The organism is Photobacterium damselae (assembly GCF_003026815.1).
In the GTDB taxonomy this organism is placed as follows: domain Bacteria; phylum Pseudomonadota; class Gammaproteobacteria; order Enterobacterales; family Vibrionaceae; genus Photobacterium; species Photobacterium damselae.
Window position 1 is genome coordinate 62,679 of sequence record NZ_PYOG01000004.1, and the last position, 13,021, is coordinate 75,699.

Annotated in this window: 16 protein-coding genes and 1 other RNA gene; 8 read left to right on the forward strand and 9 right to left on the reverse strand. The window is 41.6% G+C overall.

Annotation, left to right across the window (positions count from 1 at the left end; genetic code table 11):
• Positions 1–19 precede the first annotated feature (19 nt).
• Positions 20–952 carry a LysR family transcriptional regulator gene (locus CTN07_RS05805; RefSeq protein WP_005297735.1) on the forward strand — a complete coding sequence of 311 codons (933 nt, stop codon included), beginning with the start codon at positions 20–22 and terminating at the stop codon, positions 950–952.
• Between the two features lie 91 nt (positions 953–1,043).
• Here the strand turns inward: CTN07_RS05805 and nqrM are convergent, their stop codons facing one another.
• The 3 genes from nqrM to CTN07_RS05820 are packed head-to-tail and all read right to left on the reverse strand — an operon-like array spanning position 1,044 to position 2,002.
• The gene (nqrM, locus tag CTN07_RS05810) at positions 1,044–1,238 is read right to left on the reverse strand and encodes a (Na+)-NQR maturation NqrM (protein WP_036763231.1); all 195 of its coding nucleotides are present in this window, start codon (positions 1,236–1,238) and stop codon (positions 1,044–1,046) included.
• Positions 1,235–1,708: a NifB/NifX family molybdenum-iron cluster-binding protein gene (locus tag CTN07_RS05815; protein WP_005297730.1), complete on the reverse strand. Its 474-nt coding sequence runs from the start codon at positions 1,706–1,708 to the stop codon at positions 1,235–1,237. Before CTN07_RS05815 ends, nqrM begins: the two co-directional genes overlap by 4 nt.
• Complete coding sequence (locus CTN07_RS05820) at positions 1,709–2,002, reverse strand: DUF134 domain-containing protein (RefSeq protein WP_036763230.1); 294 nt, start codon at positions 2,000–2,002, stop codon at positions 1,709–1,711.
• 541 nt (positions 2,003–2,543) lie between these two features.
• Between CTN07_RS05820 and CTN07_RS05825 the strand changes: the two genes are divergently transcribed.
• A complete protein-coding gene (locus tag CTN07_RS05825; protein ID WP_036763229.1) occupies positions 2,544–2,747 on the forward strand; it encodes a DUF1107 domain-containing protein in 204 nt (67 codons plus the stop codon).
• A 71-nt stretch (positions 2,748–2,818) separates the two neighbouring features.
• On the opposite strand, the gene gcvH is transcribed toward CTN07_RS05825, so the two are convergent.
• The 4 genes from gcvH to CTN07_RS05845 form a co-directional block, all read right to left on the reverse strand.
• Positions 2,819–3,205 carry a glycine cleavage system protein GcvH gene (gene gcvH / locus CTN07_RS05830; protein WP_330942545.1) on the reverse strand — a complete coding sequence of 129 codons (387 nt, stop codon included), beginning with the start codon at positions 3,203–3,205 and terminating at the stop codon, positions 2,819–2,821.
• 136 nt (positions 3,206–3,341) lie between these two features.
• Complete coding sequence (locus tag CTN07_RS05835) at positions 3,342–4,547, reverse strand: FAD-dependent 2-octaprenylphenol hydroxylase (protein WP_005297728.1); 1,206 nt, start codon at positions 4,545–4,547, stop codon at positions 3,342–3,344.
• A 2-nt stretch (positions 4,548–4,549) separates the two neighbouring features.
• Entirely contained in the window at positions 4,550–5,737 is a 1,188-nt protein-coding gene (gene ubiH, locus CTN07_RS05840; protein WP_005297726.1) for a 2-octaprenyl-6-methoxyphenyl hydroxylase, read from the reverse strand.
• A 43-nt stretch (positions 5,738–5,780) separates the two neighbouring features.
• Positions 5,781–6,356: a YecA/YgfB family protein gene (locus tag CTN07_RS05845; protein WP_036763222.1), complete on the reverse strand. Its 576-nt coding sequence runs from the start codon at positions 6,354–6,356 to the stop codon at positions 5,781–5,783.
• A gap of 326 nt (positions 6,357–6,682) precedes the next feature.
• Here CTN07_RS05845 and zapA point away from each other — a divergent pair, with 326 nt between their 5' ends.
• From zapA to serA, 5 genes are all read left to right on the forward strand, one after another.
• Positions 6,683–6,985 carry a cell division protein ZapA gene (gene zapA, locus CTN07_RS05850; RefSeq protein ID WP_036763220.1) on the forward strand — a complete coding sequence of 101 codons (303 nt, stop codon included), beginning with the start codon at positions 6,683–6,685 and terminating at the stop codon, positions 6,983–6,985.
• Positions 6,986–6,993: 8 nt separating this feature from the next.
• Positions 6,994–7,176, forward strand: a non-coding RNA gene (ssrS, locus tag CTN07_RS05855) — 6S RNA.
• A 133-nt stretch (positions 7,177–7,309) separates the two neighbouring features.
• On the forward strand, positions 7,310–7,891 hold the full coding sequence (locus CTN07_RS05860; RefSeq protein WP_005297722.1) for a 5-formyltetrahydrofolate cyclo-ligase: 582 nt from the start codon (positions 7,310–7,312) through the stop codon (positions 7,889–7,891).
• 201 nt (positions 7,892–8,092) lie between these two features.
• A complete protein-coding gene (gene rpiA, locus CTN07_RS05865) occupies positions 8,093–8,752 on the forward strand; it encodes a ribose-5-phosphate isomerase RpiA (protein WP_005297720.1) in 660 nt (219 codons plus the stop codon).
• A gap of 290 nt (positions 8,753–9,042) precedes the next feature.
• The gene (serA, locus tag CTN07_RS05870) at positions 9,043–10,272 is read left to right on the forward strand and encodes a phosphoglycerate dehydrogenase (protein ID WP_005297718.1); all 1,230 of its coding nucleotides are present in this window, start codon (positions 9,043–9,045) and stop codon (positions 10,270–10,272) included.
• A 67-nt stretch (positions 10,273–10,339) separates the two neighbouring features.
• Here serA and CTN07_RS05875 read toward each other — a convergent pair whose 3' ends face one another.
• The gene (locus CTN07_RS05875) at positions 10,340–11,068 is read right to left on the reverse strand and encodes an oxidative stress defense protein (RefSeq protein ID WP_005297715.1); all 729 of its coding nucleotides are present in this window, start codon (positions 11,066–11,068) and stop codon (positions 10,340–10,342) included.
• Between the two features lie 246 nt (positions 11,069–11,314).
• Here CTN07_RS05875 and CTN07_RS05880 point away from each other — a divergent pair, with 246 nt between their 5' ends.
• Positions 11,315–11,845 (forward strand): YbaK/EbsC family protein, encoded by a 531-nt coding sequence (locus CTN07_RS05880; RefSeq protein ID WP_036763218.1) that lies wholly within the window; start codon positions 11,315–11,317, stop codon positions 11,843–11,845.
• A gap of 85 nt (positions 11,846–11,930) precedes the next feature.
• Here the strand turns inward: CTN07_RS05880 and mscS are convergent, their stop codons facing one another.
• Complete coding sequence (gene mscS / locus CTN07_RS05885; RefSeq protein WP_005297712.1) at positions 11,931–12,815, reverse strand: small-conductance mechanosensitive channel MscS; 885 nt, start codon at positions 12,813–12,815, stop codon at positions 11,931–11,933.
• Positions 12,816–13,021 lie beyond the last annotated feature (206 nt).

The following is a 13,021-nucleotide window of genomic DNA, read 5'->3' on the forward strand; positions in this document are numbered from 1 at the left end:
GATTATGGCGCAAGGAAAAATGCAACGAATTAACTGGCGAGGAGTGGATCTTAATTTACTCATCGCCTTTTCTGCTTTAATGGAAACCCGCAGTGTCACCAAAGCGGCGCAAAAGCTATCGATTGGTCAGTCAGCAATGAGTCATAATTTGGCTCGACTGCGAGAATTGCTCGATGATCCTCTGTTTGAACGACAGGGGCACTCTATGTTGCCAACACAAAAAGCCTTAGAGCTTATCACCAGTGTTGAAAACGTACTGAATATCATCACTCAAGATATTTTACGTCCTGATGATTTTGAGCCTTTGGACTATGAGGGAATTTTTAAGATTGGTTTAACCGATTATGCTGAATTGCTATTTGCCCCGGCCCTATTTGATGCAATCCATCAAGCAGCACCGCACTGCCAATTGAGCTTTTTTAATATCGACCGCCATAACTACTTAGATCGTTTTAACCAAGATAATCTGGATCTAGTAATCGGTTCGATGACTCAGATACCAAAAGAGATTGAGTATCACCATCTTTATACTGAAGATCACGTCTGCTTATTTGACCAAGGGGCAACCCAAATTCAACCGCCGATCAGTATTGAACAATACGCGGCCATTCCTCACGCTCTTGTTAGCCCTGATGGTCAGCTTTTTACTCAAGTTGATAACCAGCTACATGAGCAAGGTCTGAAACGACAAATTGCGGTAGGTTCCCGAAATTTTCTGACCATTCGTCATCTGCTTAGTCATCGCCGATTAATCTGTGTGGTATCACGACTTATGGCGCAGTTGGATATTTTTAACGACAAACTTACGCAGTGCCCACCGCCGGTTCATATTGCTGATTTTGATATCAATCTGCTCTGGCTCAGACGTAATGCCCCCCATCCTCGTAATAGTTGGCTACGAGAGACTGTGACTGGCGTTATTACAGAACAAGTTAGGTTGCTACGGGGCTGACTAACACAACAAGTAGAGATTTATCATCAGTAAAAACTAAGATAAATTCTGCTTGTCGACGGTATATACCCCGATTTGTTAAAGCGTTTGTTTACTTCTGACCAGGTTCTTGGATTTGATACAACTTGTGCTCATCACAAGGTTTATCGCAATCACACTCTTTTTCGATACCAACACCCGCCAAACCACCACAACTGCCGGCAATGGTCTTTTTCTTTAGAATCCAACCAATTGCCATCGCAATCATCACAATAAAAAATACTGCTGCAGTGAGTAAATATGTCATAGCTTAAATCCTCCTAATGTTTTTAGCCCACGGATTACACCTTGTGGTTGCATAACCGTCCCTACTTTGGGTGCAGTCTCTTTTTTCGAACCACAACCACAGCCGCACTCCCCTTTCTCACGCTTACAAGGGCGACCTTGCTCCGGAGCTAATAATGGAACCTTTGCCACCTGTTCATTTAAAACATCAGAAAGCTCACTACGATTAGGAACCTGATAGACAGCAAAACCCGCATTAAGTAATCGAGCCAGTGAGCGTTGACCAATGTTACCCAATACAATTTGAGTAACACCGAGATCGCTTAATTGACGTTGAATACGTTTTTTATGTTTACAGCCAATGGCTTTAGTATTGTGATTTTCAACCAAGGCCACTTGCTGACCTTGCTCATCAAACACCACAAATGCTGCTGCCTTACCAAAATGGCCAGCAACTTCATGACGCCCAGTTACAGCAACTGCCATCATCATTTACTTATCCTCTATCACGGGTTTGGCCATTTCTAGTGCCATTCCCTCAACTAATGCTTGCGCTACTTTTTGTCGTGCTCTTGCGACCGTATTACCGAGAGTTTGTCGAGAGACACCAAGCTCTTTTGCCGCCTCTATTTGCTGGAGCTTTAGATGATCGACTAAGCGTAGTGCTTCTAATTCATCAGGCTCTAATACTAATGACTGTAATTGTGTCATCGGCACTCCATTAGGTTTAAAACAGCTATATGGAGGGCGGCAACAAATTCGACGAGCAATTTTTGGTCTAGCCATATCAACTCATTTTTAGCTTATGCCAATAACGATATTATTAGCCTATGCCAAAAACAGATCTTTGATCTTGTGCAAGAAGCATAAATAAAAGTGAAAATTAGAAATTTGTTGCTATTAATGAAAGAGGAAGCAAAAAGAAAGGTCTCAAGGAAGAAGGCGACCAATGTAGGAAGACATCTTTTCACAAAATATCTTCATCCATGTGGTCGCGAATGACATGTGTCAAAATAGGCATAACAGCCTAAAATACAATCATTAAACAGGCTTAGCTATTGTATTACAAATGATTTGTAATACAAACCAAAGCCTAGGTTATAAAGAAAAATAAAATAATAATCTGCAAATTAACTATTAATAGAATAATCAACTAATATTTAATTGGGTAATTCAATTCGCTGCTAGAACTATCACAGAAGCGTCATAAAGGTTCTGTTATAATAGAGGTCAGATTGGATTATAAGAATTGGATTCCGATACCGATCTGCTACATCAGATTGGTGTAACAAGTAGTTTTACCTAGCAACAAGGACTCAGTGTAATTATGCGCATGTTCAAACACTACCTGCCGAAGCTTATTGCCAAGCATGTCAGTCGTTTATTTAGTGGAAGGATCTACATCAATGGTCGAGGTGGATATCATTTTGATAATGGTTTACTTCTCGTCCCCATAAAAGCTCAGCGGCAACATTTTGATACGGTTAATGAAGTCAATCAGGAGATTCGTCGCTTACGTCAACTTGATTAAAATTTCATTCAATACGTTATCAATAAGCCCATCTTGCCATGGGCTTATTAGAATCGAGCTCATATCCTCACTTAATCGTCATCGTCGGCAATTGCTTCTAAGTAATCCTCGCCATCGAGTAACTCACCAAGTTCAATATCATCCTCTACCTGTAATTGAAATAACCATCCATCGCCATAAGGATCACTATTAACTAATCCTGGCGCACCATCTAAATCTTCATTGATCGCAACGACTACGCCTGTTAACGGCGCATAAATATCGGAAGCCGACTTTACTGATTCCACAACCGCACAATCATCCCCAGCTTCTAGCTCATCTTCTAACTCAGGTAGATCAATAAAAACCATATCACCTAATAAAGACTGGGCATGATCGGTAATACCGATTGTATATATCCCATTACCTTCATCCCTTACCCATTCGTGGCTATGGGTAAATTTCAAATCAGATGGCACATAACTCATAACGACGTTTCCTAATCATTGATGGATGTTTTAAAAATAGCAGAGGATTTCAGGGATGAAAAAAATAAAAAACCACCAATTTCAATCGATGAAAATGGTGGTTTTTTGTGGTCAATACGTGACTCAATTATTTGGCAAGATCTGGCAGTTCTCCTGATAAGCCGAGTGCTTTTCGCATTAACTCATCTTTGAGTCCTGGAGCCTTATCAGCCACTAGCATACCAATATCACGCAATAGTTTTTTCGCCGGATGAGAGCCAGCAAATAAATCTCGAAAACCCTGCATTGCAGCAATCATTTTGGCCGCTTCAGCTTTACGCCAACGTTCAAAATGACGAAGATTGGCTTTACTTCCAATATCCTTTTGCTCTAGCCACAATTGTTTTAATTCTTGAGCCAAGGCGACTGCATCCAATAAACCGAGATTAACACCTTGCCCTGCTAATGGATGGATGGTGTGGGCCGCATCGCCAATTAATGCCACTCGATCTTTAACAAAATCACGAGCGTAGCGCATTCGTAATGGAAATGCTTGACGTTGACCTTCAATTTGACAAAGCCCTAAGCGGCCATCAAATGCAGTAGTTAAATACTGATTAAATTGTTCATCAGACATCGCACATAAACGCTCTGCTTCTTTTGGCTCGGTAGACCAAACTATAGAGCATAAATTTGGCTCAGATAATGGCAGAAAAGCTAATGGTCCTTGTGGGCGAAAAATCTGGCGTGCCGTTGCTAAATGAGGTTCACCGCAACGAATATTTGCCACAATGGCACTGTGACCATAATCCCAATGAGTCAATGGAATGTTTAACGCATTGCGTAACCAAGAATTTGCCCCATCAGCCCCAACAACCAATTTAGCGGTTAAATGCTTGCCAGAGCTTAAAGTTAACCAGGCTTCTGATTCACCAAACACAATGTTATCACAGCGTTCTGGAGCTAATAATGTCACATTATGCTGCTTTTTCACCTGCTCTAGCAGTGCTAATTGAATCACTCGATTCTCAACGATATGGCCGAGATTTGGCTGTGCTAATCGCTCTGCACTGAACTGAATATTGGCAAAGCTATCTTGCTCCCACACTTCCATATGTTGATATGGACTTAAACGACGAGACTCGATTCCAGACCAAGCACCAACTCGACGTAAAATACGCTCGCTGGCACGACTTAACGCCGATACTCGAAGATCGGGCAATTCTGCTAATGTTTCATCGGGTAATTGGCCTTCAATAACTGCGATGCGTAATTCAGTGTCAGCCAAAGCCGCTGCAAGAGTCAGCCCAACCATACCGCCACCAATAATGGCTATGTCTACATTTTGCATCATAATTATCGTTCTACCTGTCCCATCGCACGACGCAGTAGCGGTGCTTGTAATGAATGAAAAGCGTTCATTGCCATCAATCCTAAATTTCGACCAACAACTAATGGTGCATAGTGATTAGCAAAGAGATGAACCAAACCGGTTGTCATCATAACAGTTTGTTGTCTATCGTTTTCTCGACGCTGACGATAACGACTCAGTACACTTTGGCTACCCACATCATGATGATGACGATATTGATACGCGACTTCCTCAGCAAGCGAAATCACATCACGAATACCTAGGTTAAATCCTTGCCCAGCAATTGGATGAAGCGTTTGAGCCGCATTACCAACCACAGCGACACGGTGTGAGGTTATTTGACCGCTTTGCCGCAACAACAGAGGATAACAGGCGCGTTTTCCTGTGTGTTGAAGCTTTCCTAATCGCCAACCGAATGCAGCTTGTAACTGAGTAAGAAAATCATCATCAGACCAACTCATAACTTGATGTTGTTGTTCAGGATTAATACACCACACTAATGAACTGCGTCCTTGAGACATTGGCAGTAACGCAATAGGTCCAAACTCGGTAAAACGTTCAAACGCTTGCCCTTGATGTGCTTGCTCAGTTGTGATGTTGGCAATAACCGCTAGCTGATCAAAGTCATGCTCCGTACGCCCTATATGGACCATGTCACAGCAGTGAGAAAGCGCACCATCGGCGGCAACCAATAATTGCGTACGAAGTTGCTGTCCCGAAGATAATGTGATCGTGCAACCTTGAACATCACGCTCAATCTCAGCAACAGAGTCGGGACAATAGAGTGTGATAGAGCTAAGTTGAGCTAATTTGTGATGGAATATTTGGCCAATATCCGCTAACTCCACCACATAACCTAAGGCATCGACGCCCTGCTCTTGAGCCGACATATCAACTCGACCTGCATGACCTCGATCAGAAACATGAATATCTTTAATTGCAGTGGCAACAGGAGCAATCTCCGCCCACATTCCCAACTGCTGTAAAATCTCACTTGAGCCGTAAGATAATGCAATCGCCCGAGAATCAAAGCCCGGATGCTGATCTAACTGAGGAGCAACAGCTTCAACGACAGCAACCGATAACCCTTGGCTACTTAATTTATCCAGTGCGATGGCTAAGGTTGCACCAGTCATTGCACCACCAGCAATAACCACATCAAACTGCTTCACTTTCTATCCTTCTTAAATGACCAACACCGCTCTATTTTTATTGTTAGTGTAGTGTCGGCTTAGAGTCGTTTTCATCAACCACGGATTGACCTAATTCCGCATGACAGGTCAGCACACACATACGAACATGCTCTGTCACTTGTTCAAATAATGCCGCTTGCTCTTCCATATCATCATCTTCATCAATGCCTAGCTGAGTAATATCACGTAAATCAGCCAGAGCTTCTGTTACGGCCTCAGGAAGCTGGCTAGTATTAACGCCAACCAAGCCAAAACCTGACATAAAGCTGCTGACCCACTCAGTTAATGCTTCAGCACGTTCAAACAGATCAGCTTCATCGCTAGGAAGTAGTAACGTAAAGTCAAAGTCGCCACCAACCAGTTCTTGAGAGGTTGTCGCAAATAGGGTTTCAGTAAAGGTTTTCGCCCCATCAGTTAAAGGCTCACCTTCATTAGCATAATCACACACAGGACCTAACCACATTTGATTATCAAGCGCCAAGCCACCACAGATCATACCCGTTAGTAACCCATGAAGTTCAGCTGGAGAAACCGCAAGCTGATAAGATTTTAATGTTGCCGCTGCCGTTTCGTACGAGGGTAATGTCATGTCTGTCATTTTCTTTACCTTTTACACTAACTGGATGCTTAAAGTTCCAGCATCAAAATGAATGCCTCCATGCTACCATTAGAGAGCGAAAATCCCCAACCAAGCCGAGGGGTATTTTTAGCAAGGTTAGTTAAGTAGCGGGCTGTAATTGCCTAATGATTAGACAATATGAAAGCAATATAAAATAACCACTGTTTAAGAACTGTTAAGTCAGTATCGAATCCTCGTCAAGCCTTGGTCAGGATACTTGATTGTTGCATAGGCTTTTTCTATAGTTAGAGCCAATTACAAGCCAAATGATTACCCATTATGGCAGGAGCTAAACAAGATTTTTTATGAGTACTCAGGCAATTGAAATTCAAGTAATGGGCCGTAAGCTAAAAGTGAATTGCCCTGCAGGTCAAGAAGAAGCGTTACATGCTGCAGCAGCCGATTTTGATCAGCGCTTGAAGGATCTGTCGGATCGTACCCGTTTGACCAATGTTGAGCAGCTATTACTGTTTACAGGTCTTAATATTTGCAATGAACTGCATTTAGAGCGCCAGCAAAAGCAACTAGGTGATTCAAATTTATCCAATCGTATTACCGCGCTCACAGATTTTTTAGATAAAGCATTGCAAAATCAACCAAAGCGTTGATAATGGAATTAACCCTGGGGTGTGCGTCAGCGGATTAACGTCCCCGAGCCGATAAGCAAATACCCAGGATCTACTTTTATTAGCTACTGAGCATGCTCAGCTCGTACTGAGAAGCCTACGGTTAGTGTTGTAGATCCACCTTGAACTTCTGGTTCAAGGGCCACAATTCGCAACGGCACCCTGGGGTACACCTCTCTTAATTACTTTTCTGTTACTGTTTTCCCTGCTATTTTCTTTGATCTCTAATCATTATCATTAGATCCAAGCAAATTCTATTTTAAGCGCTAGTTGTATGAATCTGTGCGCAATCAGGGATGAATTATCATGTTATTACGGCAACAACTTCGCCAACAAATACGGCAAAAGCGACGTCAATTGACCACCCAACAGCAACAAGAAGCAGCACAACAACTGTTGCAACAGTGCCAAAATGCATCTTGCTTTAGCCAAGCTCAACATATTGCTTTATACCTGTCTAATGACGGCGAGATTGATACTACCCCACTCATCCATTGGCTATGGCAACAACACAAACAAGTTTACCTTCCGGTACTACACCCCTTTTCTAAAGGACACTTACTGTTCTTACACTATTCGCCTCACAGCCAGCTTATTTGCAATAAATATGGCATTTCCGAGCCTAAACTCAATATTGAGCATGTTATTCCAACTCAACAACTTGATCTGATTGCGACCCCTCTGGTGGCTTTTGACCAGCAAGGACAACGCCTGGGAATGGGGGGCGGCTACTATGATCGAACTTTGCAGCATTGGCACACCCATAAAAAGGGCCCCATGCCAATTGGGTTAGCGCATCATTGCCAACAAGTTCGAGCCCTTCCCTCTGAAGTGTGGGATGTTCCCTTACCTCAAATTATTACACCCACACAACACTATATTTGGTGATCAGGGTATTATTTAACGTCTTTACGCAAACGTTTGTATTTTTTTGTGCCACAAACAATTTCTTAAGTTTATGTTATTAAAAAGATTATGTTTTTTAGCAAGATTATGTTTTGCTAAAAGCGCAATTTATCTCCTGACGTAGTGCTTACTCTTAGTTATAATTGCCACTTCGCATATATGGGTCATCACTAGGAGAAAAGCATGACACAAGATGAAATGAAAAAAGCTGCTGGCTGGGCTGCACTGGAATACGTTAAGAAAGGCAGCATTGTCGGTGTAGGTACAGGCTCAACCGTCAATCACTTCATCGATGCTCTTGCCACTCGTAAAGAAGAAATTAAAGGTGCTGTATCAAGTTCAGTTGCATCAACCGAGCGCCTTAAACAAATTGGAATTCCAGTATTTGATGCAAATGAAGTTGCAAGCCTAGATATCTATGTTGATGGTGCCGATGAAATCAATGGCGAATTTGACATGATTAAGGGCGGTGGCGCAGCGTTAACTCGTGAGAAGATCGTAGCAGCCATTGCGAAAACATATGTATGTATCGTAGATAACACCAAGGAAGTAGACGTACTTGGTCAGTTTCCCCTACCAGTAGAAGTAATCCCAATGGCTCGCTCTTATGTTGCGCGCGAATTGGTAAAACTAGGTGGTGATCCAGTTTACCGTCAAGGTGTTACAACCGATAACGGTAACATTATTCTTGATGTTCATAATATGCAAATTACCAATCCAAAAGCGATGGAAGATGCAATTAATGGTATTGCAGGTGTAGTAACTGTCGGTTTATTTGCTCATCGTGGTGCTGATATCTTATTAGTAGGCGCACCTGACGGTGTAAAAAAAGTAGAAAAATAAGCTAACAAACGAGCACAATCCTGCTCATCATGTTGCTTAATTACAAAACGGCATAGTTTTATCACTAAAGATATTGCTTATGCCGTTTTTTATACTCTTTTTTGTAATGTTCTTACCCTAGTTGATTATTTTTTGATACCTTAGTTAGCAACAGCGATCACAGTTTTAATCGATATGGACGCTAACCGGGTTTGCCAATCTCACAAGATTTCCGATACACCGACTAAACGATCGAATTCGATTGAATCTATGATGCTTTCATACTTTATGTTTTTAAGGATAAGAACAACATGGTTAAAGTATCTCTCAATAAAGATAAAATAAAGATCCTCTTATTAGAAGGATTGCACCCATCAACGGTTGAGGTTTTTAAACAAGCAGGCTACAACAACATTGAATATCATAAAGGCTCTCTTGCTGACGATGAGTTACGCGAAGCAATTAAAGATGCGCACTTTGTCGGTATTCGTTCTCGTACTCAACTTAGCGATGATGTTTTTGCCATTGCTAATAAACTAATAGCTGTTGGCTGCTTCTGTATCGGTACCAATCAAGTTGATCTCAAATCCGCAACCCGCCGCGGCATCCCCGTTTTCAATGCCCCGTTTTCCAATACTCGCAGCGTGGCCGAATTAGTCTTAGGTGAAATCCTATTACTGCTTCGAGGCATTCCAGAGAAAAATGCTAAAGCCCATCGAGGTGAATGGTTTAAGTCTGCCGATGCATCCTTTGAAGCGCGCGGTAAACGCCTTGGTATTATTGGTTATGGTCATATTGGTACTCAGCTTGGTATCTTGGCTGAAAATCTTGGTATGCGCGTCTACTATTACGACATTGAAAATAAACTGTCACTAGGTAATGCAACTCAAGTGCTTTCCATGACCGAGCTGCTAAATAAATGTGATGTAATCAGCCTTCATGTACCAGAAACGCCAGAAACCAAGAATATGATGGGAGCCGATGAATTTGCCCGCATGAAACCAGGAGCGATTTTCATTAATGCAGCACGAGGTACAGTAGTTGAAATCGATGCGTTATGCTCGGCTCTAGAAAGTAAGCATATTGCAGGTGCGGCTATTGATGTATTCCCAGTTGAGCCGAAAACGAACAATGACCCATTTGAGTCACCTTTAATGCAATATGATAACGTATTGCTGACACCTCATATTGGCGGTTCAACTCAAGAAGCACAAGAAAACATCGGCTTGGAAGTCGCTGGAAAACTGGTGAAATACTCTGATAACGGCTCAACCCTATCTGCAGTTGGTTTTCCTGAAGTATCTCTACCCGAACAGCGTGAATGTTCTCGCTTGCTACACATTCATCAAAATAGACCAGGAATCCTAAATCAGATCACAGCTATTTTTGCCGATGATGGTATCAATATCGCAGCACAGTTCCTGCAAACAGGCCCTGAGATTGGCTATGTTGTTATCGATGTAGAAACCGAACATGCACCGCAAGCACTACAAAAACTAAAGGCTATTGAAGGAACCATTCGCGCTCGAATTCTTCATTAAGTGCCAGACAGACACAAATAGAAAAGGGAGAGCATCGACTCTCCCCTTTTAACATCGTGCTATATGCTTATTGAGCACCATCTTTAAGCTTAAAGATCACATTGACTTCATCACGGATCTTAATGGATGCGTCGTTATAACTGGCATTGACCGCAGCTTCATCGGCCATTGCACTACGAGGCGCAGCACCCAAATTCACCATATATGGTTGAGGTCGATAGTCATTACGATATGAGATCTGCCATACCCCATCTAAGCTATCACCAAAGCCCTGAGCTAAAGACTTAGCGGTTGAGATCGCATCTTTTATTGCAGCCTGACGAGCTTGTTCTTGATACTTAGTTTCATCAGCCACTTTTAGCTGAATATTATCGATACGGTTAATACCATCACCTAACGCATCATCTAAATAGGTATTGAGCTTATCAAGCGCATGAACCGTCACGGTAACTTGGCGCGATGCTTTATAACCTGTTAACTCAGGCTTAGCGTCTTTAGGATATTTATATTGTGGTGTTAGGTTGATATTAGCGCTGTTGATATCGCTACGTTCAACGCCAACTTGAGTTAAACGCTCTACAAATTTAGCGACAGCACTGTCTGCAGCTTCTTTCGCTTCTTTTGCTGTTGCTTTGGTCTCAACCACACGAACAGAAAAAATAGCCATATCTGGCTGAACTACAATTTCACCCGATCCTTGAGTTTCAAGATGAGGAAAGGACAGATCCGCAGCCATTGTATTAATAGATAGCAAAGATGACATACTTAATACGGCAGCAAGTACTGTTTTTTTCATATAAATATCCTCTATATCCTAATGTTATTTCCACAGTCTTGTTATAAGTGGAAGGTAGGTAAACCATCAATAAAACTGCTTGATACCTCCTCAAACTAACAAAAAAGTTTTTTCTACGCAATGAAATTATGAACATTGTTCAGTTTTGATTTAGGAATGGATCACAGATACCACTTAGATACTCAAGGTAAGATATATTTGAAATTACTTGGGTATACATTAGGGTTAATCACAGGAGGATAGATTTTGCCTACAGAACAGCAAAAAAAACTTGATACTCTATATCAAGCAAACTGGACGCTATTTAATCAAGCGGGTATCCCATATCAAGAATGGCAACATGAAGATATCTTAGACTTTACAACTGATGCTATTGTAGCAGAGCGTTTAGGCTGGACAGCGGCACCAACCAAAAGCTTATTCCTAAAAATAAAAGGCGGAGGCTATTGCCTTTTGCTGACCCATAGAGATAACCGTCTCAATAGTAAGCAAATTAAACAAGCCATTGGTAAGCGTGTTTCTGTGTGCAGTGATGAAGAAATGATAGAACAAATCCATTGTGTACCGGGTGCTGTTTGTCCATTTTCCCTACCTCAACATATCACGTTACTGGTTGATCCTGATATCTACAATTATCAAGAAATTATGTTTACTCCAGGAAAACCTGATCATACTTTTGCCTTTGCAACCGAGCAACTTCCTCTACTTTTAGGTCAACTAAACAATCCTGTCGTATTACTTACACCCGATAAATCAGAATCAATAACAACGCTCTAAATCCTGTAACTTGAATTTACCGGATACATAGTAAAGATCAAAAAAAAGGAGCTGAAATCAGCTCCTTTTTATTAACTAATTAGAATTAGCCTTCAATTTTATTTAGGTGTACATCCATTTGTGGGAATGGAATTTCAATGCCTTCTTTATCAAGCTCTTCTTTAATGGCTTGAGTTAGGTCGAAGTATACAGCCCAGTAATCAGCAGTTTTCACCCATGGACGAACCACAAAGTTTACAGATGAGTCAGCAAGAGCAACCACACCGATTGTTGGTTCTGGATCTTGAAGTACACGCTCATCTGCTTTAACTACGCGAGTTAATACTTCTTTAGTCTGCTGAAGGTCGGCCTTGTAAGACACACCAATAGTTAAATCAACACGGCGAGTCGCATTACGAGAGTAGTTAGTGATTGGGTTGCCAATAATTGATGAGTTTGGCACCACTACCGTCTTGTTATCAGGAGTGCGAAGTTCAGTTGAGAAAATTTGGATAGATTCAACAGAACCAGAAACACCTGCAACTTCAACAAAGTCACCTGATTTAAATGGACGGAAAGCAACAATCAATACGCCAGCAGCAAAGTTAGATAGAGAGCCTTGAAGAGCAAGACCCACAGCAAGACCTGCTGCACCGATCACCGCAACCACAGATGCAGTTTGAACACCAACTCGACTAAGTGCTGCAATCAGAACGATCACAAATAAAGTGTAGCGAACTAGACCATGGATAAACTCAACAACAGCATTATCCATATCTTTTTTACGTAGCATTTTAGCTACACCGCCAGCGATCATTTTCACTGCGATGTTACCAATAAATAGGATCAGCAATGCTGAAACCAGGTTTACTGCGTATTGAATTAGTAGATCTTGGTTATCAGCAATCCAATTGCCTGCGTGCATTACGCCATCAGTTAGCGAATTATCAGTGATTTTATCTACCACTTTTTCTGCAACGTTCTCACTCATTGATCATTACTCTCTAAAAATTATAGTTAGTTAAGAAAGCATCGCTAGTGATAGTCAATCATCCTACTGTGGCAATCAGAGTGATGAGGACTATAGCCAGCGGAAGGCTCGTCCTAATATAACAGCGTTTTTTTCAACGACTGTCAAATATCTGTCATAGATCACTATTATTGATATTTTGCACGATCAAGGGTAGTAAAAAATTC